The 23,172-nt window shown below is 74.2% G+C and carries 20 protein-coding genes; 3 read left to right on the top strand and 17 right to left on the bottom strand.

Annotated elements, in window-relative coordinates:
- Positions 1-41 precede the first annotated feature (41 nt).
- From ACZ6ZN_RS25355 to ACZ6ZN_RS25345, 3 genes are all read right to left on the bottom strand, one after another.
- On the bottom strand, positions 42-1,604 hold the full coding sequence (locus ACZ6ZN_RS25355) for an alkaline phosphatase D family protein (protein WP_469649695.1): 1,563 nt from the start codon (positions 1,602-1,604) through the stop codon (positions 42-44).
- Between the two features lie 194 nt (positions 1,605-1,798).
- A complete protein-coding gene (pdxR, locus tag ACZ6ZN_RS25350; protein WP_469649691.1) occupies positions 1,799-3,238 on the bottom strand; it encodes a MocR-like pyridoxine biosynthesis transcription factor PdxR in 1,440 nt (479 codons plus the stop codon).
- Between the two features lie 59 nt (positions 3,239-3,297).
- Positions 3,298-4,128 (bottom strand): alpha/beta fold hydrolase, encoded by an 831-nt coding sequence (locus ACZ6ZN_RS25345; protein ID WP_469649689.1) that lies wholly within the window; start codon positions 4,126-4,128, stop codon positions 3,298-3,300.
- Positions 4,129-4,408: 280 nt separating this feature from the next.
- Between ACZ6ZN_RS25345 and ACZ6ZN_RS25340 the strand changes: the two genes are divergently transcribed.
- Both ACZ6ZN_RS25340 and ACZ6ZN_RS25335 read left to right on the top strand, forming a co-directional pair.
- On the top strand, positions 4,409-5,293 hold the full coding sequence (locus ACZ6ZN_RS25340) for an RNA polymerase sigma-70 factor (RefSeq protein WP_451878099.1): 885 nt from the start codon (positions 4,409-4,411) through the stop codon (positions 5,291-5,293).
- A 166-nt stretch (positions 5,294-5,459) separates the two neighbouring features.
- Positions 5,460-6,221: a GntR family transcriptional regulator gene (locus ACZ6ZN_RS25335; protein WP_469649686.1), complete on the top strand. Its 762-nt coding sequence runs from the start codon at positions 5,460-5,462 to the stop codon at positions 6,219-6,221.
- 39 nt (positions 6,222-6,260) lie between these two features.
- Here ACZ6ZN_RS25335 and ACZ6ZN_RS25330 read toward each other — a convergent pair whose 3' ends face one another.
- Complete coding sequence (locus tag ACZ6ZN_RS25330; protein ID WP_398108606.1) at positions 6,261-7,418, bottom strand: ROK family transcriptional regulator; 1,158 nt, start codon at positions 7,416-7,418, stop codon at positions 6,261-6,263.
- A gap of 320 nt (positions 7,419-7,738) precedes the next feature.
- Between ACZ6ZN_RS25330 and ACZ6ZN_RS25325 the strand changes: the two genes are divergently transcribed.
- Entirely contained in the window at positions 7,739-8,170 is a 432-nt protein-coding gene (locus tag ACZ6ZN_RS25325; RefSeq protein WP_469649682.1) for a hypothetical protein, read from the top strand.
- Here ACZ6ZN_RS25325 and mug read toward each other — a convergent pair.
- The 13 genes from mug to bioB all read right to left on the bottom strand — a co-directional run bounded on the left by mug (position 8,148) and on the right by bioB (position 23,088).
- Positions 8,148-8,720, bottom strand: a complete 573-nt coding sequence (gene mug / locus ACZ6ZN_RS25320) for a G/U mismatch-specific DNA glycosylase (protein ID WP_469649679.1) — start codon at positions 8,718-8,720, stop codon at positions 8,148-8,150. The two genes, ACZ6ZN_RS25325 and mug, sit on opposite strands and share 23 nt — an antisense overlap.
- A gap of 13 nt (positions 8,721-8,733) precedes the next feature.
- A complete protein-coding gene (purB, locus tag ACZ6ZN_RS25315; protein WP_451878103.1) occupies positions 8,734-10,176 on the bottom strand; it encodes an adenylosuccinate lyase in 1,443 nt (480 codons plus the stop codon).
- A gap of 129 nt (positions 10,177-10,305) precedes the next feature.
- A complete protein-coding gene (locus ACZ6ZN_RS25310) occupies positions 10,306-11,085 on the bottom strand; it encodes an SGNH/GDSL hydrolase family protein (protein WP_469649676.1) in 780 nt (259 codons plus the stop codon).
- Positions 11,086-11,181: 96 nt separating this feature from the next.
- Entirely contained in the window at positions 11,182-12,195 is a 1,014-nt protein-coding gene (locus tag ACZ6ZN_RS25305; protein ID WP_451878105.1) for a hemolysin family protein, read from the bottom strand.
- Positions 12,192-13,529 carry a hemolysin family protein gene (locus ACZ6ZN_RS25300; protein ID WP_451878106.1) on the bottom strand — a complete coding sequence of 446 codons (1,338 nt, stop codon included), beginning with the start codon at positions 13,527-13,529 and terminating at the stop codon, positions 12,192-12,194. The genes ACZ6ZN_RS25305 and ACZ6ZN_RS25300 overlap by 4 nt, the downstream gene beginning before the upstream one ends.
- Before the next feature lie 141 nt (positions 13,530-13,670).
- Complete coding sequence (locus ACZ6ZN_RS25295; RefSeq protein WP_451878107.1) at positions 13,671-14,105, bottom strand: GNAT family N-acetyltransferase; 435 nt, start codon at positions 14,103-14,105, stop codon at positions 13,671-13,673.
- Between the two features lie 122 nt (positions 14,106-14,227).
- Entirely contained in the window at positions 14,228-16,795 is a 2,568-nt protein-coding gene (locus ACZ6ZN_RS25290; RefSeq protein ID WP_469649672.1) for an ABC transporter permease, read from the bottom strand.
- A 4-nt stretch (positions 16,796-16,799) separates the two neighbouring features.
- On the bottom strand, positions 16,800-17,615 hold the full coding sequence (locus tag ACZ6ZN_RS25285; RefSeq protein WP_469649669.1) for an ABC transporter ATP-binding protein: 816 nt from the start codon (positions 17,613-17,615) through the stop codon (positions 16,800-16,802).
- Between the two features lie 286 nt (positions 17,616-17,901).
- On the bottom strand, positions 17,902-18,576 hold the full coding sequence (locus tag ACZ6ZN_RS25280; RefSeq protein ID WP_469649666.1) for a class I SAM-dependent methyltransferase: 675 nt from the start codon (positions 18,574-18,576) through the stop codon (positions 17,902-17,904).
- Positions 18,577-18,727: 151 nt separating this feature from the next.
- Positions 18,728-19,612, bottom strand: a complete 885-nt coding sequence (gene bla / locus ACZ6ZN_RS25275) for a class A beta-lactamase (protein WP_469649858.1) — start codon at positions 19,610-19,612, stop codon at positions 18,728-18,730.
- 210 nt (positions 19,613-19,822) lie between these two features.
- On the bottom strand, positions 19,823-20,548 hold the full coding sequence (gene bioD / locus ACZ6ZN_RS25270) for a dethiobiotin synthase (RefSeq protein ID WP_469649664.1): 726 nt from the start codon (positions 20,546-20,548) through the stop codon (positions 19,823-19,825).
- Position 20,549: 1 nt separating this feature from the next.
- The gene (locus tag ACZ6ZN_RS25265; RefSeq protein ID WP_469649661.1) at positions 20,550-21,830 is read right to left on the bottom strand and encodes an adenosylmethionine--8-amino-7-oxononanoate transaminase; all 1,281 of its coding nucleotides are present in this window, start codon (positions 21,828-21,830) and stop codon (positions 20,550-20,552) included.
- Entirely contained in the window at positions 21,823-23,088 is a 1,266-nt protein-coding gene (gene bioB / locus ACZ6ZN_RS25260; RefSeq protein WP_469649659.1) for a biotin synthase BioB, read from the bottom strand. Before bioB ends, ACZ6ZN_RS25265 begins: the two co-directional genes overlap by 8 nt.
- Between the last annotated feature and the right edge of the window lie 84 nt (positions 23,089-23,172).

The following is a 23,172-nucleotide window of genomic DNA, read 5'->3' as shown; positions in this document are numbered from 1 at the left end:
TTTCCCCGTTTTATCGACGATTCAAACGTTGCGCTGTGTACTCACTGACCGACCCGGCCGGGCTGGAGCACCTTCGTGTACAGCACCGTGCCGTCCTGCTCGCGCAGACGCACCGTCAGCTCGCCGCTGTGCCCGTCGATGTCGACCTCGCCGAAGAACTGGTAGCCCCCGGCGGGCGAGACGTTGCCCGTGGCCGGCGCCTTCACGAACACGCGGTCCGGGCCGAAGGTGCCGTCGAGCGCGCTCGCCGGGAAGGCGCCGGCGTTCAGCGGGCCCGACACGAACTCCCAGAACGGCGCGAAGTCGGTGAACGCGGCCCGCGACGGCAGGTAGTGCTGGGCGGAGGTGTGGTGCACGTCGGCCGTGAGCCACACGGTGCCGGTGATCCGCCGGTGCTTGACGTGCCGGAGCAGTTCGGCGATCTGCAGCTCCCGGCCCAGCGGCCGGCCCGGGTCGCCCTGGGCGACGGCCTCGACGTCCGTCTTCCCGTCCGGCACGACCAGGCCGATCGGCATGTCCGAGGCGATCACCTTCCACACCGCGCGGGAGCGGGACAGCTCGCGCTTGAGCCACTCCAGCTGCTCGCGGCCGAGGATGCCCTGCTCGTCCACGGGCTGGTCGCCGGGGGAGTTGGCGTTGCGGTGGGTGCGCATGTCCAGGACGAACACGTCCAGCAGCGGGCCGTGGTGCTGCACGCGGTACACCCGTCCGTCCGGCCGGCGCAGGGTGGAGACCGGGAAGTACTCCGAGAACGCCCGGCGGGCGCGGGCGGCCAGCACGTCGACGCGCTTCTCGGTGTAGCGGCCGTCGGTGAGGATCTCACCGGGGTACCAGTTGTTGACGACCTCGTGGTCGTCCCACTGCACGACGGAGGGCACCCGGGCGTTGAAGGCCCGCAGGTTCTCGTCCAGCAGGTTGTAGCGGAAGTTGCCGCGGAACTCGGCGAGCGTCTCGGCGACCTTGGACTTCTCCTCGGTGGTGACGTTCCGCCAGGTCCGGCCGTCGGGCAGGGTCACGGTCTCGGCGATGGGTCCGTCGGCGTAGATGTTGTCGCCGCTGCACAGGAAGAAGTCGGGGTCGAGGGCGGCCATGGCGTTGTAGATGGTGTAGCCGCCCAACTCCGGGTTGATGCCCCAGCCCTGCCCCGCGAGGTCGCCGGACCAGACGAACCGCACGCCGTCGCGGCGCCGGGCGGAGGCGGTCCGGAAGGTGCCGGTGACGGGCTCGCCGGTACGGCGCGGGTCGTCCGGGTCGGCGAGCGAGACCCGGTAGTGGATCTGCTCACCGGAGGGCAGTCCGCGCAGCCGGGTGGTGCCGGTGAAGTCGGTGCCCGGACCGAGCAGCGGGCCGTGCCACCGCCGGGTGTGGCGGAACGACTCGGTGGCGGAGGTCTCCACGATCATCCGGGCGGGCCGGTCGGAGCGCACCCACACCAGCCCCGAGTCGCAGGTCACGTCGCCCGCCTGGACGCCCCAGGCGGCGTTCGGGCGCCCGGACCGCGCGAAGGCGGGGGCGGAGCCGAGCGCGGTGGGCAGGGACAGGGCCGCCGACGCGGCGAGGGTGCCGCGCAGGACGCTGCGTCGGGGGAAGGGACGGTGGGACATGGATGCGCCTCCAGGGACGGAATCCGGCCAGTGTGCAGAGCCACACCTACTGGCACGCCGCAGCGCCCGCACGAACCCCAAGTGAACAACTGATCGCAGGGTGAGGGAACAGGGCGACGTCCTCCTGTCGCCGGTGGGTGTCGGTGACGGTGTCGCCTGAGGGTGTCGGTGGCGGTCCCGCGGCCGACCCGCCGTCAGCCGGCGAGCGCCTCCGCCATCAGCCGTACGCCTTCCAGGATCCGGGCGGGCGGCACGTGGGCGTAGCCCAGGACCAGCCGTACCTCCTTCGCGCCGTCACCGGCGCCGGGCGCGTGCGCGTACGAGGACAGCGGGCGCACCGCCACCCCGGCCCGCGCCACGCGCGCGAGGAACCGCTCCTCGGGCCCGTAGCGCTGCGGCAGGGTGGCGATCACGTGCAGCCCGGCGGCGATGCCCGAGACCACCGAGCCGGGGAAGTGCGCGTCCAGCGCGGCGACCAGGGCGTCCCGCCGCTCACGGTAGGCCCGCTGACAGCGGCGCAACTGCCGGTCGTAGTCGCCGCGTTCCAGGAACCGGGCGAACAGGGCCTGGTCGAGGGCCGGATGGCCGAGGTCCATGGTGCGCTTGCGCTCCACGACCTCCGGGGTCCAGGCCTCCGGTACCAGCAGCCAGCCCAGCCGCAGCCCGGGGGCGAGGGACTTGCTGACCGAGCCGGTGTAGGCCACGCGGTCGGGGTCGAGGCCCTGGAGCGCCCCGACGGGAGCGCGGTCGTAGCGGAAGTCCCCGTCGTAGTCGTCCTCCAGGACGAGTCCGTCCACCGACCGGGCCCAGTCGAGCAGTTCGGCGCGGCGCCGGGCCGAGCAGGCGATCCCGGTGGGGAACTGGTGGGCCGGTGTCGTCACCAGGGACCGTACGCCCGAGGCCCGCAGGGGCTCCATGGCGATGCCCTCGCCGTCGACCGGCAGCGGTACGGCCGTGACGCCGGCCGAGCCGTACAGCGCGTCGTGCTGCGGGCTGCCGGGGTCCTCCACCCCGACCCTGCGGATCCCGCGCGCGTGCAGCGCGTGACCGAGCAGGGTCGTCGCCTGGGCGACGCCGGAGACGACGACGATCCGCTCGGGGTCGGCCACCACGCCCCGCCGCCGGGCGAGCAGTTCGGCCAGCGCGGTGCGCAGCCGGGGCAGGCCGCGCGGATCGGGGTAGCCCAGGTCGCTGTGGGGCAGCTCCGCCAGCACCCCGCGCTGCGCGGCGGCCCAGGCCGAGCGGGGGAACAGCGCGAGGTCCGGGGTGCCGGGCACGAAGTCCGCCCGGGTGCCCGGGGACCGGGGAGCGAGGTCGTGCGCCCGGGGCCGCGCGGTCCGGACCGCGTCGCCCACCCAGGTCCCGGCGCCCCGGCCGCTGCGCAGGTAGCCCTCGGCCGTGAGCTGCTCGTACGCCTCCGTGACCAGACCGCGGGAGACCCCCAGGTCCGCGGCGAGGTCCCGGCTCGACGGCAGTCGTGTGCCCGGGGTGAGCCGTCCCGAGCGGACCGCCTCGCGCAGCGCCGCCTGGAGCGCGCGGCCGCGGGTGCGCGCGGGCGCGGAGGCGGCGGGGAGCAGCAGCTCCCAGGCGGTGGACGCGCCGCCCTCGCCCGGCTCGCTGTGCGTCGACCTCATGGAAGGAGACCTTAGAGGCTGCCCCCGCCCCCCGGCGGGGGCCTTCCGCCCTCGGGCGGTCAGCGGCTGCCGTCCAGGACCACCCTGGCCACCAGGGCCGGATCGTCGTTCATCGGGACGTGGCCGCAGCCGGGCAGCCGCACGAGCCGGGCCTGCGGGATGACGGTCTTGGCGCGCACCCCCTGGCGCGGGACCAGCAGCCGGTCCCGGTTGCCCCAGGCGACGGTGACGGGTGTGCCGACGATGTCGTGCGTGAACTGCACGGTACGGCCCGAGCGCAGCGTCTCGGCGAAGCCCTGCGCGCCGGCCAGGGCGCGGGTCTCCGCGACCACGGCCTCGGGGGCGCGGCGCCCCGGGCGCGCGTAGATGCTGCTGGTGAGCAGGGTGCGGCCGAGCGCGGGCCTGGCCAGCCGCTCCACGACGGGCAGCGGCATGCGCCGGGCGATGCCCCGCATGGCCGTCAGCACGGCGAAGGCGTAACGGCGCTCGGCGTCGTTCCAGAAGCCGGCGGGGGACAGGGCGGTCACGGACCGCACCAGGGAGGCCCGGGCCAGATCGAGGGCCAGGAGACCGCCCAGCGAATTGCCCGCCACGTGGGGCCGTTCGATGTCCAGCGCGCCGAGGAAGGCCGTCAGCACCGCGCTCATCGTGGGCAGGTCGTGCGCCATGCCGTCCGGCAGCGCCGGCGACTCGCCGCAGCCCGGCAGGTCCACGGCGATCACGTCGCGCTCGGCGGCCAGGGCGGGGACCACCGGGTCCCACGCCTGCCGGTGGTGGCCGATGCCGTGCAGCAGGAGCAGCGGATCGCCGCTGCCCCTGCGCGTGTACGACAGGGTCACAGATCGCTCGCCGCGCGCGGTGGCGACGTCGAAGGACACGGTGGCGGACATGGGGTGCTCCTCGGCTGGATGCGCTGACAGACGCCGTAGACAGCTTGTCAGCAATTGCTACCGGCGGGTAGCCCCCGGAAGCCGCCACCTTCACCCCCGGGTGGCACGCTCAACGGGCCGTGCCCACCTCCGGGTTCCCCAGGAGCAGGCCCCTCTCCGCCCACCGCACCGGCCGGATCCCGCCGAGGGCGGGCGCCGGGTCCGGCGCCACTCGGCCATGGTGTCCGGGAAGGACCGGTTCCGCCTGGACAGGGCGGCGGCCGTGGGCTGGGATGGGACCGTGACGACCGAGACCGCGACCGACGTCTTCGAAGCACACCGGCCCGTTCTGCTGGGCGTCGCCTACCGCATGCTGGGGCGGGTGGCCGACGCGGAGGACGTGGTCCAGGAGGCCTGGCTGCGCTGGTCGGGCGCCGATCGCGGGGGCGTGCGCGAGCCGCGCGGCTACCTCGTGCGGATCACCACCCGCCTCGCCATCGACCGGCTGCGCCAGATCAAGTCACGCGGCGAGACCTACGTCGGGCCCTGGCTGCCCGAGCCGTACGTCACCGACTTCGGCGACACCGTGCCCGACACCGCCGAGCGGGCCGTGCTCGCCGACTCCGTCTCCCTCGCCGTCCTCGTCGTGCTGGAGTCGCTCTCCCCGCTGGAGCGCGCGGTCTTCGTGCTCCGCGAGGCCTTCGGCTTCCCGCACGCCGAGATCGCCGCCATGCTCGACCGGGGCGAACCGGCCGTTCGCCAGCTGGCCGGGCGGGCCCGCAAGCACGTCGAGGAACGGCGGCCCCGCTACGAGGTCGACCCCGCCCAGCGCCGCGACCTCACCGAACGGTTCCTCGCCGCCGCGGCCGACGGCGACCTGGAGGGGCTGATGGCCCTGCTCGCCCCGGACGTCCGGCTCGTCGGGGACAGCGGCGGCAAGTCGCGGGCGCCCTTGCGGGTGGTGCACACCGCGGACAAGGTCGGCCGCTTCCTCGTCGGTGCGGCGCGCAAGGGTGTGGAGGACTTCTCGGTCCGCTTCCTGGAGCTCAACGCCGGCCCGGCGGTCCTCGTCCTGTCCGGCGGCAAGCCCGACACGGTCTTCCAGCTCGATGTGGCCGACGGCCGCGTCCAGACCGTCTACGTGGTCCGCAACCCGGACAAGTTGGGGGCGCTGCCCGCCGCCTAGCCGGTGCCGCGCGGCCCGGCGCGCCCTGTGTCAACGCGCCGTGAACGTTCCCGGCATTGGTCTTGACCAAGCATCAGGGCCGCCCTATGGTCGCAGATAAGTGCAACAACCTTTAATAAACAAGGGCGCTTAAACGAAGCCGACCACGGCGATTGCGGAGGACAGGGTGGGGACCACGCAGTTGGAACCGGTGCCGGAGCCGAAGTACTGGCACCTCAAGACCGTGCTCAGCCAAGCCCTCGACTCGGAGTTCGCGGTGGGGGAGATCCTGCCCAACGAGCGCGATCTCGCCGCCCGTTTCGGCGTCGCCCGCGCCACGCTCCGCCAGGCCCTGGAGCAGCTGGAGCTGGAAGGGCGGTTGCAGCGCCGCCGCGGTGTCGGCACGACGGTCGCGCCGCCCCGCATGGGCGTCTCCCTCGGCACCGGCCCGCACACCTGGCCCGGCGGACCCGAGGACGCCTGGCAGCCGGTGGACTGCACGGCCGCCGTACCGCCCGCCGCGGTCGCCGGGACGCTGGAGACCCGTGACGACGAGCAGGTGCACGTCGTGCGCCGTTTCCGCGTCTCCCACGGCCGCCCGGTCGCGGCCGAACTGCTCTACATCCCCCGGGCCTCGGTGCCCGAGCTCTCCGGCATCGACGCGCCCTCGGGCACCGCACGCGCGCGAGCGGTGCTGCGCGAGCTGCAGCGCCTGGAGCTGGACCGGCAGGAGAACGCGGTGGAGCTCGGTTCGGCCGGGGCCGACGACGCCCGCGAGCTGGACCGGCTGCCCGGAGCGCCCGTGCTGGTGGTGACGACGCGGTTCGTCACGGCGGGGCGCACGGCCGCGCTGTCCGTCGCGACGTACCGGGCGGACACCTGCCGGCTGACCTTCGGCGACGCGGGGCGCGTGGAGATCCACGACGGCCCGCAGCGCCAGGCCAGCTGACGCCGGACCCCCGGGTCCGGCCCGTCCGGCCCCGGGCCCTCAGCGGCGCGGCGTGGTCGTGCCCTCCACGCTGAACAGCTGCTCCTCCACATGGTCCAGGGCGAGCCGCAGCGCTCCCGTCGCCACCGCCGCGTCACCGAGCCGGGACAGGGTCACCTGCGGCGGGCGCAGGCAGTACCGGGCCAGTTCCCGGCGCAGGGGGTCCAGCACACCGTCCAGGCCCGCCGCCCAGCCGCCGATCACGACCAGCTCGGGATCGAGGGCCAGGACCAGGGCCGCCACATCGTGGACCAGGCGCTGAAGGTAGCGGTCGACGGCCGCCCGGGCCCGCTGGTCCCCCTCGCGGGCCTGGGCGAAGACCCCGGCGACCGCCTGCTCGTCCAGCGGGGGCAGCGGCTCGTCGGTGGTCGACAGCAGCGTCTCGGGAGTCACCTCACGGCCCAGCAGGTGCAGCGCGCCGATCTCCCCGGCGGCCCCGCCGTAGCCGCGGTGCAGCCGTCCCCCGATCAGGGAACCGGCGCCCGGGCTGAGACCGGCCAGCACGAACACCACGTCGTCCGTCTCGGCCGCCGCGCCCTTCCAGTGCTCGGCCACGGCCGCCGCGTTCGCGTCGTTCTCGACCAGCACCGGGCACTTGAAGGACCGGCTCAGCCGTTCGCCCAGCCGCAGGCCCGTCCAGCCCGGCAGCGCCGTGCCCAGCCGCACCGTGCCGTCCGCGTCGACGATCCCGGGCGTCGCCACCCCCACCGCCCGCAGCGAGCCCCGGGCCACCCCGGCCCGGCGCAGCAGCTCGGCGACCGCTCCCCGCAGCCGCTCCAGCCGCTCGTCGGCCCCCGCGGTCTCGGGCACGTCCCGCGCCTGGGAGCCGATCACCCGGCCGTCCAGGTCCGCCAGCAGCGCCGCCACCCGGCGTGCGCCGATCTCCAGCCCGAGCAGGTGCCCGGCCTCCGCCCGGAACCGGAACCGCCGCGCGGGCCGTCCCTGCCGCCGCGCGGCGCCCTCCTCCGCGGCCTTCTCCACGACGAGCCCGGCCTCGATCAGGCCCTCCACGACACCCTCGACGGTCGGCCTGGACAGCCCCGTCACCCGGGTGATCTCGGTCAGCGTCGCGCAGTCCGTGGCACGCAACGCGTGCAGCACCACCGCGGAGTTGATCCTGCGCAGCAGCGAGGGATCCCCGCCGGTCAGCCGCCCCACCGTCCGTCCTCCCAGGTCGTGCGCGTGTTGGCCGGATCGTACTTGCCCCGGCCCGCCCCGGCGAGGGGCGGGCACCCGGACGGGTCCGTCAGCCCGGCGCGACGAACCCCGACTCGTAGGCGGCGATCACCGCCTGCGTGCGGTCCCGCATGCGGGTCAGGCCGGTCGTGCGGGTCATGGTCGCAGCCGTTCACCCGGACCACCGGCCGGTTCCGGTCCGGGCGGGAAGTCACCGGCCGAACCGGCCGGTTCGGCGGCGGACGGCGGGGCGGCCGGTTGACGCACCGCCAACTGTCAGTGGTGGCGGGTTTACTGGAGCCATGGACATCGCACGGCACATCGCCGTCGTCGACGAGCTGTGCCACCGCCCCTTTCCGGCGGAGCACGGCCCGTCGGACGTCGGCGTGTCGGGACCCGGTCACCACACGGCGGTGCTGGCGACGGCTGAGGAGGACGATCCGGCACTGCGGGCGGTGACGGTCGACCGGTTCGAGAAGGACCGCGACGCCGTCCACGAGGTGCTGGCCTCCCGCTGGGGCGACGCGGACCCCTACAACCTGCTCACCGTCCTGCTGCGCACCGAGCGCGAGGAGATACCCCGGCCCTGGGCCGAGCTGAGTCAGCGGGCGAGCGTGGCCCACCTGTGGCAGGTGGGGGGCACCGGCCGCTGGGTCGCCGTGGCGGTCGCCGACCGCGACCCGGCGGACGCGGTCCGGCTGCTCGCGCTCGTCACGGAGACGGATCCCCCGTAGCGTCCGGGAGCTCGGCGGCCTCCCGCAGCAGGGCGAACTCCCGCGCCATCGTCTCCAGCGTCCAGTGCGCGTTCAGCCCGCTCGGATTGGGCAGCACCCACACGCGCGTATCGCCGATCAGGAGCGACTGGGGCCCCACCCGGGCCTTGCGGTCGTCGAACGCCGCGCGGTACGCGGTCACGCCCACCACGGCCAGCCAGCGCGGCCGCAGCCGCTCCACCTTCCGGGCGAGCAGCCGCCCGCCCTCCCGGTACTCCTCGGCGCTCAGCTCGTCGGCCCGGGCGGACGCCCGCGCCACGACGTTGGTGATGCCGAGCCCGTACGTGGGCAACTCCCCCTGCTCGGACGGCTTCAGCAGCCTCGGCGTGAAGCCGGAGCGGTGCAGCGCGGGCCAGAACCGGTTGCCGGGGCGGGCGAAGTGGTGGCCCGTCGCGGCGGTCATCAGGCCCGGGTTGATGCCGCAGAACAGCACGTGCAGGCCTTCCGCGACCACGTCGGGCACGACGCGGTCGCGGGCGGCCCGGAGTTCCTCGGGGGTGAAACGCGGCATCAGCGGCGGCGCGTCACAGGATCGCGCCGGGCGTGTAGCCGGCGGCCCGCGGGTGCTGCTTGACGATCTCCTCGACCCGGGCGACGACGGTGGCGACCTGGTCGCCCGCTGCGCCGGTGAAGGACAGCTTGTCCGCCATCAGGGCGTCCAGCCGCTCGCGGTCCAGCGGGATGCGTTCGTCGGCGGCCAGCTTGTCGAGCAGCTCGTTGCGCTCGGCGCCCTGCTCCCGCATCGCGAGCGCGGAGGCCACGGCGTTCTCCTTGATCGCCTCGTGGGCGAGCTCCCGGCCCACGCCCGCGCGCACGGCGCCCATGAGCACCTTGGTCGTGGCGAGGAACGGCAGGTAGCGGTCCAGCTCCCGGGCGACGACCGCCGGGAACGCGCCGAACTCGTCCAGCACGGTCAGGAACGTCTCCAGCAGGCCGTCGAGCGCGAAGAACGCGTCGGGCAGCGCCACCCGGCGCACCACCGAGCAGGACACGTCGCCCTCGTTCCACTGGTCGCCCGCCAGCTCGCCGGTCATCGAGGCGTAGCCGCGCAGGATCACCATCAGGCCGTTGACGCGCTCGCAGGAGCGGGTGTTCATCTTGTGCGGCATCGCCGAGGAGCCGACCTGGCCGGGCTTGAAGCCCTCGGTGACCAGCTCGTGCCCGGCCATCAGCCGGATCGTCTTCGCCAGCGAGGACGGCGCCGCCGCCAGCTGCACCAGCGCGGTGACGACCTCGTAGTCCAGGGAGCGCGGGTAGACCTGGCCGACCGAGGTGAACGCCTGCGAGAAGCCCAGGTGCGTGGCGATGCGCTGCTCCAGCTCGGCGAGCTTCGCGGCGTCCCCGCCCAGCAGGTCCAGCATGTCCTGGGCGGTGCCGACCGGGCCCTTGATGCCGCGCAGCGGGTAGCGCCCGAGGAGTTCCTCGACCCGGCCGTACGCGACGAGCAGCTCGTCGGCCGCGGTCGCGAAGCGCTTGCCGAGGGTGGTGGCCTGCGCGGCCACGTTGTGCGAGCGGCCGGCCATGACCAGCTCGCCGTACTCGCCGGCCAGCTTGCCGAGGCGGGCCAGGACGGCCACCGTGCGGTCGCGGACCAGCTCCAGGGAGAGCCGGATCTGCAACTGCTCGACGTTCTCGGTCAGGTCGCGGGAGGTCATGCCCTTGTGCACGTGCTCGTGCCCGGCGAGGTCGTTGAACTCCTCGATCCGCGCCTTCACGTCGTGCCGGGTGACCTTCTCACGCTCGGCGATGGAGGCCAGGTCGACGGTGTCGAGCACCCGCTCGTAGTCGGCGAGCGCCGCGTCCGGCACCTCGATCCCGAGGTCCTTCTGGGCGCGCAGCACGGCGAGCCAGAGCTGCCGCTCCAGCCTCACCTTCTGCTCGGGCGACCAGAGCGTGGCGAGCTCGGCCGAGGCGTAGCGTCCGGCGAGGACGTTCGGGATGCGGGGCTTGGCGGGAGCGGAAGTCACGTGGACGGATTCTACTGGCGATTCGTGCAGGCCAGCGCCACGGGTGGCTTCGTCGGAACCTACGAGATCCGCGCCACAGCGCTCGGCCGTGCGGCGGCGGCCGGTCCTGCGCGGTCCGGACGACAGGTCCTAGGTCAGTTCCTCGAACGGCAGCAGGTCCGGCCGCTTCGGGGGCAGACCGTCGCCCGAGGAGCGCCCCGTGAGGCGGCGGCCGATCCAGGGGAGCAGGTGCTGCCGCGCGAAGCGCACGTCCGTGACCCGGCGCGTGATCCAGCCCGGCGGCAGCGTGACCGGCATCGGCGTGTGCCAGTCGGCGTCCTCCGGGTCGTGGCCCAGCGCCTGCCACACGGCCTCCGCGACCCGGCGGTGGCCCTCGGCCGTCAGGTGCAGCCGGTCCACGTCCCACAGGCGCGGATCGCTCAGCGAGGGCGCGCCGTACAGGTCGACGACGAGCGCGCCGTGCCGCGCGGCCAGGTCGTCGACGCAGGCAAACAGCTCCTCCATGCGCGGGCGGAACCGCTCCAGGACGGGTCCCTGCCGGCCCGGGCTGCGCATCAGCACGAGCTGCTTGCAGGAGGGGGCCAGCTTCTCCACGGCCTCCTCCAGCAGCCCGCGCACCCGGCCCATGTCGCACTTGGGCCGCAGGGTGTCGTTGAGGCCGCCGACCAAGGTCACGACGTCGGCCTGCATGGCGGCCGCGACGTCCACCTGCTCCTCGACGATCTGCCGGATCAGCTTGCCGCGTACCGCCAGGTTGGCGTACCGGAAGCCGGGTGTGCGGGTCGCCATCCGGGCGGCGAGCAGGTCGGCCCAGCCCCGGTAGGTGCCGTCGGGCATCAGGTCCGACATGCCTTCGGTGAAGGAGTCGCCGAGGGCGACCAGGCTGCTGTAGGTGGGGTTCGTCTGCATGGCGACGGAAAGGGTATCCCGTGCACATACCCAGCAGTCGGTCGGCCTCCGCCCGGGCCCCGCACCGGCCCCCTCACGGCACCCGGGGCCGCCCCGTCACGCCCGCTGCCCGAACAGCTCCCGCAGCACGTCCTCCATCGTCACCAGCCCCGCCAGCCTTCCGTCGGCGCCGAGGACGGCCGCGAGGTGCGTCCGGCTGCCCCGCATGGCCGTCAGGACGTCGTCCATGGGGGTCGCCTCCCGCACCCGTGCGATGGACCGCATGTCCCGCAACCGGAACGGCACGTCCCGCCCGACCGCCTCCAGGGCGTCCTTCACGTGCAGGTAGCCCACGATCCGCCGCCCCTCGTCCACCACCGGGAACCGGGAGAACCCGGACTCGGCCGACAGCCGCTCCAGCCCCTCGGGCGTGATGCCCACGCTCGCGTACACCACGCGCTCCAGCGGCATCACCACGTCGCGCACCGGCCGCCGCCCCAGTTCCAGCGCGTCGCGCAACCGCTCCTGGGCGCGGTCGTCGATGAGCCCGGCCTCGCCGGAGTCCTTCACGATCTGCGCGATCTCCGCGTCCGAGTAGGAGGCCGCGACCTCCTCGCGGGCCTCCACCCGCAACAGCTTCAGCAGCGCGTTCGCGAAGGCGTTCACCGTGAAGATCACCGGGCGCAGCGCCCGGGACAGCGCCACCAGGGGCGGACCGAGCGCGAGCGCGCTGCGCACCGGCTCGGCGAGGGCGATGTTCTTCGGCACCATCTCGCCGAGCAGCATGTGCAGATACGTCGCCAGGGCCAGGGCGATCACGAAGGACACCGCGTGCCCCGCCCCCTCGGGGACGCCGACCGCGTGGAACACCGGCTCCAGCAGGTGCGCGATCGCCGGCTCGGCGACCACGCCCAGCACCAGCGTGCACAGCGTGATGCCCAGCTGCGCGGCCGCCATCAGCGCGGACACGTGCTCCAGGCCCCACAGCACGCTCTTGGCGCGCCGGTCGCCCTGGTCGGCGTAGGGCTCGATCTGGCTGCGGCGCACCGAGATCAGCGCGAACTCGGCCCCGACGAAGAACGCGTTGACGACGAGCGTCGCCAGACCGATCAGCAACTGCACGGCGGTCACAGCTCCGCCCCCTTCTCCTCGGGCTTCTCGTCCAGGGGCGCGCGCAGCATGACCCGGGCCGCCCGGCGGCCGGTGGCGTCGAGGACCTCCAGCCGCCAGCCCGCGACCTCGAGCGTGTCACCAGGGGCCGGTATCCGCCCCAGGGTGGCGGCCACCAGTCCGGCCAGCGTCTCGTACGGTCCCTCCGGCGCGCGCAGGCCGACGCGCTGGAGATGGTCCACGCGGGCGGCGCCGTCGGCCGCGTACAGGGCGTGGCCGCCCTCGTCCGTCCCGGCGGGGGCGAGGTCCGGCGTCTCGTGCGGGTCGTGCTCGTCGCGCACCTCGCCGACGACCTCCTCGACGATGTCCTCCAGCGTGGCGACGCCCGCCGTGCCGCCGTACTCGTCGATCACCACGGCCATCGTGCGCCTGCCGGAGAGCCGGTCCAGCAGCCGGTCGACGGTGAGGCTCTCCGGCACCAGCAGCGGCTCGCGCATCAGCTCGGAGACGTGGATCCGGGTGCGGCGCTCCGCGGGCACCGCCAGCACGTCCTTGACATGGGCCGTGCCGACGACCGAGTCGAGGGTGCCCCGGTAGACCGGGAAGCGGGACAGTCCGGTGGCGCGGGTCGCGTTCGCCACGTCCTCCAGGGTCGCCTGCACCTCCAGCGCGACGACCTGCACCCGCGGCGTCATCACGTTCTCGGCGGTCAGGTCGGCGAGGTTCAGGGTCCGCACGAACAGCTCGGCGGTGTCCGGCTCCAGGACCCCCTCCTTGGCGGAGTGCCGGGCGAGGGCCGCCAGCTCCTGCGGCCCGCGCGCCGAGGCCAGCTCCTCGGCGGGCTCCACGCCGATGCGCCGCACGACCCGGTTCGCGGTGTTGTTCAGGTGGGTGATGAACGGCCGGAACACGGCGCTGAACCCGCGCTGGGCGTTGCCGACCGTCTTGGCCACCGCCAGCGGCGAGGAGATCGCCCAGTTCTTGGGCACCAGTTCGCCGACCACCATCAGGAACACCGTCGACAGGGCCGTGCCGATGACCAGCGCCACGCTGCGCGAGGCCGACCGGGAGACGCCGAGGTCCTCCAGCGGCCCGGCGATCAGGGCGGCGATGGACGGCTCGGCGAGCATGCCGACCACCAGGTTCGTGACGGTGATGCCCAGCTGGGCCCCCGACAGCTGGAAGGTCAGGTTCCGTACGGCTTTCAGCGCGCCCTGCGCGCCGCGCTCGCCGCGCTCCACGGCCCGTTCCAGTTCGGCGCGCTCGACCGTGGTCAGGGAGAACTCGGCGGCCACGAAGGCGCCGCAGGCCAGCGACAGCAGGATCGCCGCGAGGAGCAGGAGCACTTCGGTCATCGGTTCACCCCCGTTCCATGGTTCTCCAGGACGGCGGGGTACGCGCGGGGAGGATCGCCCATGGGCGGACGCTCACGACCTTTCATGCAGAACCGAGTGGCCCGACAAGAGTAAAGGATGTGCAAAGTCCTTCGGAGGGGTTCAGACGGACGCGTCGGTGAGGGGCTTCACCCAGCGTCGCCACTGCTCCTCGGCCGCGTAGCCGGCGGCCTCCCACGCGCGCTGCGCGGTCTCGTTGCGGGTCAGCACCATCGCGTCGGCCCGCCGCCCGCCGAGCGCCGCGAACCGCTCCTCGGCGGCGGCGAGCAGTGCGCTCGCCACGCCCCGGCGGCGGTGGCCGGGATGCACGGCCAGCCGGTACAGGTGGCACCGCCAGCCGTCGAAGCCCGCGATCACCGTGCCGGCCGTGTCGCCACCGCTCTCGGCCAGGAGCAGCGCCCCGGGGTCGCGTGCCAGGAGACGCTCCACGCCCTGGCGGTCGTCACTGATGCTCGTCCCCTCGGCGGCGACCTTCCAGAAGGCCAGGACCGAGTCGAGGTCGTCCGGGGTCGCTGCCCTGATGCGCACGTCGTCCATGCCGACGATCACACCAGGGGCGGCCCTCTCGGACAGACGGTTCCACGATGCGGACAGCCCTCCCTCGGGTCCCGGCACGGTCACGCCACCGGCACGCCACCACGCCACCGGCACGCCGCCGGTCAGTCGTGCGCGATCGCGGCCAGGACGTTCATCCGCGAGGCGCGCAGGGCCGGCAGCAGGGCCGCCACCACGCCGATCACCGCCGAACCGGCCACCACCGCCACGACCGTGAGCCACGGGATCGCGAGCGCCGTCATGCCCTGCAGGGCCAGCACCTCGTGGGTGCACACGCCCCACACCAGCCCCAGCGCCAGGCCCAGCACGGCACCGAACACCGCGATCACCACCGACTCCAGCCGGATCATGCGCCGCAGTTGGCGGCGGGCCAGCCCGATCGCCCGCAGCAGCCCGATCTCCCGGGTGCGCTCGACGACCGACAGGGCCAGCGTGTTGACCACCCCCAGCACCGCGATGATGATCGCCAGCCCCAGCAGCGCGTACACGAGGTACAGCAGCACGGCGATCTGGTCGCGGACCAGCTGCTTGTAGTCGGCCAGGTCGCGCACCTGCACCTGGGGATAGGGGTCGAGGACCTCCTCCAGGTTCGCGCGCAGCTCGTCGTCGCCGGTGCCCGGGGCGGCGTTGACGTACAGCGCGGAGTCCTGGCCGCCCGGGGCGTACCGCTGGAGCGTGCCGAGGCCGAAGTAGAGCCCGCCCTGCGTGCCGAAGCCCTCGGCGGTGTCCTGGTCCGTGAGCGCGCCGACCGTCAGCTCCGCCCGGCGCCCGCCCTGGAACTCCACCGGCAGGGTGCTGCCGGCCCGTACGCCGTGCTCGCGGGCGAAGTCAAGGTCCATGGCCAGGTGGCCGGGGGCGAGCGCGGTGGCCGAGTCGCCCTGGGTGTAGGTGATGTCGGCGACCTCGTCGAGCCGGGGGTCGTAGCCCGCCGCCGTGGTCTCCACGCGGTCGCCGTCGGGGAGCCGCACCGCGACCGGGGCGAACCGCCCGCGCACCACCAGGCCGACGCCCTCCGTGCCCCGCACGGCGTCGGTGACCTCCCTCGGGAACGGCAGGAAGTTGGTGTTCTGCACGACGAAGTCGGCCCCCAGCGTCCTGTCGATCTGCTGGTCGAACGAGGCCGTCATCGACTCGCTGGCCACCGACATCCCGCCGACCAGGGCGAGACCCACCATCAGGGCGGCCGCCGTGGCACCGGTGCGCCGGGGATTGCGCAGGGCGTTGCGCTGGCTCATCCGGCCGATCGGACCGAACAGGGCGGGGAACGCGCCGCCCAGCACGCGGATCACCGGGCGGACCAGCAGCGGCCCGGCGATCACGGTCGCGATCAGGCTCAGCACCACCCCCAGGCCCAGCAGCGAGGCCGCCGGCGCCGTCCGGTCCGCCGCCGCACAGCCCGCGAGCGCCGCCGCCCCGGCCGCCCCGACCAGGGCGCCCGCGACCGCCCGCACCCGCAGCGGCCGGCCCACGCCGGCGACCTCGGCGTCCGACAGCGCCGCCATCGGCGAGACGTTCGCGGCCCGGCGCGCCGGCAGGTACGCGGCGACGAAGGTGACCCCGAGGCCCACGACGTACGCCGACACCGGCGTCACCCAGCCGATCTGCATCTCACCGGCGTCGATGCTTGTGCCCAGCAGCCCCATCAGCGCGATCAGGCCGGCCGCGAGCCCGATGCCCGCGGCGAGCCCCGCCGTGGAGCCGGCCAGGCCGAGCAGCAGCGCCTCGGTGAGCACGGACCGGCGGACCTGGCGCCGGTCGGCCCCCAGGGCCCGCAGCAGCCCCAGCTCCCGGGTGCGCTGGGCGATGAGCATGCTGAAGGTGTTGACGATCAGGAAGACGCCCACCAGGACGGCCACCCCGGCGAAGCCCAGCATCACGTACTTGATGACGTCGAGGAACCCGCCCAGCTTCTGGACGTCGGACTTCGCCTGCTCCCCGGCCGTCCTGATGTCGTAGCCCCGCGAGCCGAGCGCGGCGACGACCCGCTGTTCGAGCTGCTCGTCGCCGACTCCGGCCGCCGCGTCGACGGAGATGCTCGTCGCGAGTCCCGGCCGCCCCAGCAGCCTCTTCTGCGCGGTCGGGGTGTCGAAGTAGAACAGGGCGGCACCGGCGTTGGCGGTGGTGAAACCGGCGATGCCGACCACCCGGGCCTCGAACGAACCCGGGGGCGCGATCACGGTGAGGGTGTCGCCGACGCGCACGTGCTTGCGGCGCGCGGTCTCCTCGTCCACCAGCACCTGGCCGGGGCCGCGCGGGGCGTGGCCGGAGGCCAGTTCCACCCGGCTGTGCTCGCCCGGGTTCCAGGCGTTGCCCAGCGCGGGCGCGCCCGTGGTCGGGCTCACCGCTCGCCTCTCGCGGTCGACGACCGTGAGGCCGGAGACCTCGACGTCGGCCCGGGCCGCGGCGACCCCGTCGATCCGGCGCACGCGTGCGGCGAGCGACGCCGGCAGGGTGGCCGTCCGCCCCGAGGGCACCGCCTCGTCGAGGTCCTCCTGCGGGCTGACCGTGACATCGGCCGCGGTGGAGGCGAACAGGCGGTCGAAGGTGTGGCTGACGGTGTCCGAGAAGATCAGGCTCCCCACGACGAACGCGACGGACAGCACGACGGCGAGCGCCGAGAGCAGCAGCCGCCCCTTGTGGGCCAGGAAGCTCCTCAGGGTCGCCTTGAGCACGGTGTCAGTTCTCCGCACCCGTCGCCGGGGCGTCCCCGGACCGGGAGCGGATCACGTCGAACCGCTTCATCCGCTCCAGCACGGCGTCCGCCGTGGGCCGGGGCATCTCGTCCACGATCCGGCCGTCACCGAGGAAGAGCACGAGGTCCGCGTGGGCGGCGGCCCCCGGGTCGTGGGTCACCATGACGACGGTCTGCCCCAGCCGGTCCACCGCCTCCCGCAGGAACCCCAGCACCTCCAGGCCGGCCCGGGAGTCGAGGTTGCCCGTCGGTTCGTCCGCGAAGATCAGCTCCGGCCGGGACGCCAGGGCCCGCGCACACGCCACGCGCTGCTGCTGCCCGCCCGAGAGCTGGGCCGGCCGGTGCCGCAGCCGGTCGCGCAGGCCGAGGGTGTCGATCACCCGGTCCAGCCACTCCTCGTCGGCCTTCTTGCCCGCGATGTCCATGGGCAGGGTGATGTTCTCGCGCGCGTTCAGGGTGGGGATGAGGTTGAACGACTGGAACATGAACCCGATGCGGTCCCGGCGCAGCCGCGTGAGGTCCCGCTCCTTCAGCCCGGTGATCTCCGTGTCGCCGAGCCAGACCTGTCCGGCCGAGACCGTGTCGAGCCCGGCCAGGCAGTGCATCAGCGTGGACTTGCCCGAGCCCGAGGGGCCCATGACCGCGGTGAACCGGCCGCGGGCGATGTCCACGTCCACCGAGTCCAGCGCCAGCACGGCCGTCTCGCCGGAGCCGTACGCCTTGGTCAGGCCGCGGGCGCGGGCCGCGATCCCGTCGGCCGGCGCGAGGCCGGGAGCGTGCTCGGCAGCAGGTGTGGACACGGCGCCTCCTCCGGTGACACGGGCACGTCCCCGCCGAGGGTAATGTGACCCGCCCCACACCCGAAACACCCGAGGGCCCGCACGCGTCCTTTCGCCGCGCGCGACCTCGCGGGCTCGCGACCTCACGGGCGCGCGGGCTCCCGCATGCCGGCCGCCATCAGGTGCCCGTCGCCCGTCGGCCGTCAGCCGTCAGCCGTGAGCCGTGAGCCGTGAGCCGTCGGCCGTGAGCCGTGAGCCGTGAGCCGTCGGCCGTCGCCGTAGGCCGTTGGCGGTCAGGGGTCAGGGGTCAGTCGTCAGCCGGGCGCCAGGCCGTGCCCAGGACGCAGTACGACGTGGGCAGCACCGGACCCTGCTCCGGCATCAGAAGCTGCCGGTAAGGGCCCAGTTCGAAGCCGGCCTCCCGCAGCGCCCGCACCGGCTCCCGCGCCACGTGGCAGCCGCCGCTGACCAGCGGCCACACCGTCCGGTCCAGGGCGTGCTGCGCGCAGACCATCGCCCGGCCGCCACCGCGGCCGTGCTCGAGGAACCGCAGCTCACCGCCCGGCCGCAGCACCCGCCGCAGCTCCCCGAGGGCCCGGGGCACGTCGCGCACGCTGCACAGCACCAGCGACACCACGGCCGCGTCGAACCCCTCGCTCTTGACCGGCAGGGCCTCCGCCGCCCCCGGCACCACGTCCACCGGCACCTCGGCACGCAGCGCCGCCTCCACGGCCAGCCGCCGCAGCCGTCGCTCCGGCTCGACGGCCACCACCTCCGCGACCGTGCCCGGGTAGTGCGCGAAGTTCAGGCCGTTGCCCGCGCCGATCTCGATCACCCGCCCGGACAGTCCGCCGAGCAGCCGCTCGCGGACCCGGCCCATGCCCATGCCGGTCTCCGCGCGGACACTGACCCGGGCGTAGCACCGGGCGAACAGCGGGTGGTGCACGGCGTCCCGCGGCACCCGGCCGGACCGGAGCGGCATGGGGGACCTCCCTCGTGAGGCGGGCCTCACCCGGATTCTCCCCCGGACGGACGCGCCGCACCCCTCACCGCTGCGGACGGTGTCCGTGGTCCGCGGGGCATGCGGTCGCGGCCGGGGGAGCCGCCGCCCCGGCCGGCCGGGAGCGGCCTGCTCAGGCGAGTTCCGCCGCCACCAACTCGGCCGCCCGGGCCACCAGCGGATTGTCCGCGGGAGCGTCCTCCACGGGCTGGGTGGTGAGGACCGACAGGACGATCGGCGATCCGTCCGGCGGCCACACGACGCCCACGTCGTTGTTGCCGCCGTAGCGCCCGCCGCCGGTCTTGTCGGCGATCAGCCAGTCGGCGGGCAGGGCCCTGCGGAACTTCTCGCCGCTGGTGGTGTTGCGCAGCATCCAGTCCGTCAGCCGCGCCCGGTCGCACGGGTCGAGCGCGTCCCCGAGCACCAGACGCGCGTAGGTGAGGCCGATGGCCCGCGGGGAGGTCGTGTCGGTCTCGCGCCAGGGCTCGGCCGAGTTGAGTTCGGGCTCCCAGCGGTCCAGCCGCGTGACGCGGTCACCGACCGAGCGGGCGAAACGCGTCACGGCCGCCGGCCCTCCCAGCTCCTTCAGCAGCAGGTTGCCTGCCGTGTTGTCGCTGAACCGGAGGGTGGCGTCGCACAGTTCGCCGACGGTCATCCCGGTGGCCACGTGCTGCTCGGTGATCGGGGAGTAGCCGGACCGCGTGACGTAGTCCTGGGTGTAGTGGATGCGCCGGGCCAGGAACGTGCCGTCGCGGTCGAGGTCGCGCAGGACGGCCGCCGCGGCCAGCGTCTTGAACAGCGAGGCCATCGGGAAGCGTTCGTCGGCCCGGTGCACGACCGTGCGGCCCGTGCGCAGGCTCCGGCCGTACACCCCCAGCCGCGCGGTGTGCTCCCGCTCCAGCTGCCTCAGCCGCGCGGTGACGCCGCCGGCGCCGGTCGCGGCTCGGGCCGATCCGCCGCCCAGCGCGAGGGCGGCGGCCGCACCCAGGGTGAGGGCGGTACGCCGGGACGGGAGCAGAGGTGTGGTGCGCACGGTGGTCACGGTGGTCCTTTCGAAGCAGCGCAGGAGCGCAGGAGCGGAGGGTGGGAGGTGCGGAGGTGATCGCCTGCGTGGTTCACCACGCGATCACGCCCGTGCGCGGTTTCACCGCCATGCCCCACGCGACGCTCGCGCCCCCCGGTGCCCCGGTCCCCCCGGTGGCGCCGGCCGTCCGGGCCACCGGGGCGCTCACACCTCCCGGGGAGCCTCCCGTGTGTGGAACGCCTCCGCGTCCCAGGTGCCGTCCAGACGCGGCGCCAGCCATTCCGGCGCCGACGACCGGAACTCGGCGGGGGACAGGCTCCCCGACCCGGCCGGGACCGCACCGAGCAGGGGCGCCCCGGCCACGTCCGGAAGGTCCGCGAGATTGCAGCGCGCGGCCAGGTCCGGCTCGGCGGGCCAGCTCCCGATCACCATCCCGGCCAGGTCCAGGCGGCGCCGCCGCAGCTCACGGGCCGTCAGCTCCGTGGTGTTGAGGGTGCCCAGGCCCGCCTGCACCACGACCAGCACCGGCGCCGACAGCAGCCCGGCCGCGTCCGCCAGCGTGCCGCCGGCCGCGTCGAACCGGACCAGCAGCCCGCCCGCGCCCTCCACCAGCACCAGGTCGTGCTCGGTGGCCAGCTTGGCGGCCGCCTCCGCGACCTCGTGCGGCCGCACCGGAGCCCGGCCGGCCCGGCGTGCGGCGGTGGCGGGGGCCAACGGCTCGGGGTACCGGTCCAGTTCGGCCGTCGTCACCGGACCCGCCAGCCGGGCCGCTTCCGCCGCGTCCCCGGGCTCGTCCGGCAGCACGCCGGTCTGCGCGGCCTTCAGCACGGCCACCGTACGTCCGGCCGCCAGCGCCGCCGCGGCGACGGCGGCGGTCACGACGGTCTTGCCGACCTCCGTGCCCGTGCCCGTGATCATCAGTACCGGCATGTCATCCCTCCCGCGCCGCCGCGCACACCGCCCGCGCGATCCGCGCCAGGTCCGCGTCGCCCGTGACGTACGGCGGCATCGTGTAGATCAGATCGCGGAACGGCCGCAGCCACACACCCTCGCGCACGGCCGCCGCCGTGGCCGCCCGCATGTCAACGGCGTGGTCCAGCTGGACCACGCCGATGGCGCCCAGGACCCGTACGTCGGCGACGCCCGGGTACTCGGCGGCCGTGGCGAGCCCGTCGCGCAGTCCCGACTCGATCCGCTTGACCTCCGCGAGCCAGTCCTGCCCGAGCAGCAGCTCGATCGAGGCGCAGGCCACCGAGGCGGCGAGCGGGTTGCCCATGAAGGTCGGGCCGTGCGCGAGCACCGGCACCTCGCCGCGCGAGATGCCGTCGGCCACCCGCCCGGTGCACAGCGTCGCCGCCATCGTCAGATAGCCGCCGGTCAGCGCCTTGCCCACACACATCACATCGGGCGTGACCGCCGCGTGCCCCGCCGCGAACAGCGCGCCGGTACGGCCGAATCCGGTCGCGATCTCGTCGAACACCAGCAGCACGTCGTGCGCGTCGCACGCCTCGCGCAGCACCCGCAGATAGGCGGGGGAGTGGAACCGCATGCCGCCCGCGCCCTGCACCACCGGCTCGACGATCACCGCGGCCAGCTCGTCGGCGTGCTCGGCGATCAGCGAGCGCAGGTGCTCGGCGTAGGTCTCCTCGAACTCCGCCGGAGGCGGGTCGGCGAACACCTGGCGCGGGAGCACCCCGGCCCACAGCTCGTGCATCCCGCCCTCGGGGTCGCACACCGACATCGGCTGCCAGGTGTCCCCGTGGTAGCCGCCGCGCCAGGTCAGCAGCCGCCGCTTGCCGGGGCGGCCCAGGGAACGCCAGTACTGCAGGCACATCTTGACCGCCACCTCGACCGACACCGACCCGGAGTCGGCGAGGAAGACGTGCTCCAGCCCCTCCGGCGACATGTCGACAAGGTGCTTCGCCAGACGGACGGCGGGCTCGTGGGTCAGCCCGCCGAACATCACGTGGCTCATCCGCCCGAGCTGCTCGCGGGCGGCCTCGTTCAGCACGGGGTGGTTGTACCCGTGGATCGCCGACCACCAGGAGGACATCCCGTCGACCAGCTCGCCCGAGCCGTCGGCCAGCCGCAGCCGCACCCCGCTCGCGGACTCCACGGCGAGGGGTTCCTGCTGCCCCGGCATGGGGCCGTACGGGTGCCAGACGTGCCGCCGGTCGAGCTCCAGCAGCTCGGGGACCGTCAGCTCAGGCATTGGGCGCGAGATCCGTCCCGGCACCCCGGCGGCGCACGGCGACCAGGTCCGTACGGGGACCGGCGGGAGCGGGCTCCGCAGGGGGAGCGGGCGCAGCCCCGGAGGTGGACGCGGGCTCGGGGGCGGACGCGGGCTCGGTGGCGGGCGCGGAACCGCACACGCCCGCTCCCTCGGCCCCACCGGAACCGCACGCGCCTGTGCCCTCGGCCGCCTCGGTACCGCAGCCGCCGCCACCGCTGCCGCAGCCGCCGCCGGCCCGGTGCTCGGGCAGCGTGACCTGGTCGGTGCCCTCCACCTCGAACCCGGCGTCCGCGATCATCTCCAGGTCGGCCTTTCCGGCCTGGCCCTCACTGGTGAGGTAGTCGCCCAGGAAGATCGAGTTGGCCAGGTGCAGGGCGAGCGGCTGCATGGTGCGCAGATGCACCTCGCGCCCGCCCGCGATCCGGACCTCCACGTCGGGGCAGACGAACCGCGTCATCGCGAGGATCCGGAGACACCGCTGCGGGGTGAGGTTCCACTCCTTGGCGAGCGGGGTGCCCTCGAAGGGGATCAGGAAGTTGACCGGAACGGAGTCGGGGTCCAGTTCGCGCAGCGAGAAGACGACGTCGACCAGGTCCTCGTCCGTCTCGCCCATGCCGGCGATCAGCCCCGAGCAGGCGGACAGCCCCGCCGCGTGCGCCTTGTTCACCGTGTCGACGCGGTCGGCGTAGGTGTGCGTGCTGGTGATGTCCCCGTACGTCGCCTCGGACGTGTTGAGGTTGTGGTTGTAGGCGTCCGCTCCCGCCTCGCGCAGCCGCTCGGCCTGGCCGTCGGAGAGCAGCCCCAGGCAGGCGCACACCTCGACGCCCTCGTTGTTCTCCTTGATCGCCTTGATCGTCTCGGAGACCCGGTCCACGTCGCGGTCGGTCGGGCCCCGTCCGCTGGCCACCAGGCACACCCGCTTGGCGCCTCCGGCCACCCCGGCCGCCGCCGCGTCGGACGCCTGGTCCGGCTTGAGCCAGCTGTACTTCAGGATCCCGGCCGTGGAGCCGAGCCGCTGCGAACAGTACGAGCAGTCCTCCGGGCACAGGCCCGACTTCAGGTTGACGAGATAGTTGAGTTTCACCCGTCGGCCGAACCAGTGCCGGCGCACCTTCCCGGCCGCGGCCACCACATCGAGGAGGTCGTCGTCGGACGTCCGAAGGACGGCCAGTGCCTCGTCACGGGTCGGCGTCTCGCGCCGAAGCCCCTTGTCCACCAGCGTGTTCAGCAGGTCCATGAGAGCCGATCCTGTCCTACGGACCCGCTTCGGGCCAAGGAGACTTCACACAAGCAATCGGCTTCGACGTGTGGGTATTGCCAC

Source organism: Streptomyces sp. NPDC053665 (genome assembly GCF_055585285.1).
Note: the sequence above shows the minus strand (reverse complement) of the source record. Positions and strands in the feature narration are given on the sequence as shown.

Excerpts from the sequence above, each read along its gene's own strand:
- mug (WP_469649679.1), bottom strand. The coding sequence starts at position 8,720 with ATGCCGCGTTTCACCCCCGAGGAACTCCGGGCCGCCCGCGACCGCGTC.
- bioB (WP_469649659.1), bottom strand. The coding sequence starts at position 23,088 with ATGGACCTGCTGAACACGCTGGTGGACAAGGGGCTTCGGCGCGAGACG.
- ACZ6ZN_RS25265 (WP_469649661.1), bottom strand. The coding sequence starts at position 21,830 with ATGCCTGAGCTGACGGTCCCCGAGCTGCTGGAGCTCGACCGGCGGCAC.
- ACZ6ZN_RS25280 (WP_469649666.1), bottom strand. The coding sequence starts at position 18,576 with ATGCCGCTCCGGTCCGGCCGGGTGCCGCGGGACGCCGTGCACCACCCG.
- ACZ6ZN_RS25345 (WP_469649689.1), bottom strand. The coding sequence starts at position 4,128 with ATGTCCGCCACCGTGTCCTTCGACGTCGCCACCGCGCGCGGCGAGCGA.
- ACZ6ZN_RS25355 (WP_469649695.1), bottom strand. The coding sequence starts at position 1,604 with ATGTCCCACCGTCCCTTCCCCCGACGCAGCGTCCTGCGCGGCACCCTC.
- ACZ6ZN_RS25325 (WP_469649682.1), top strand. The coding sequence starts at position 7,739 with ATGGACATCGCACGGCACATCGCCGTCGTCGACGAGCTGTGCCACCGC.
- bioD (WP_469649664.1), bottom strand. The coding sequence starts at position 20,548 with ATGCCGGTACTGATGATCACGGGCACGGGCACGGAGGTCGGCAAGACC.
- pdxR (WP_469649691.1), bottom strand. The coding sequence starts at position 3,238 with ATGAGGTCGACGCACAGCGAGCCGGGCGAGGGCGGCGCGTCCACCGCC.
- ACZ6ZN_RS25310 (WP_469649676.1), bottom strand. The coding sequence starts at position 11,085 with ATGCAGACGAACCCCACCTACAGCAGCCTGGTCGCCCTCGGCGACTCC.
- ACZ6ZN_RS25295 (WP_451878107.1), bottom strand. The coding sequence starts at position 14,105 with ATGGACGACGTGCGCATCAGGGCAGCGACCCCGGACGACCTCGACTCG.
- ACZ6ZN_RS25300 (WP_451878106.1), bottom strand. The coding sequence starts at position 13,529 with ATGACCGAAGTGCTCCTGCTCCTCGCGGCGATCCTGCTGTCGCTGGCC.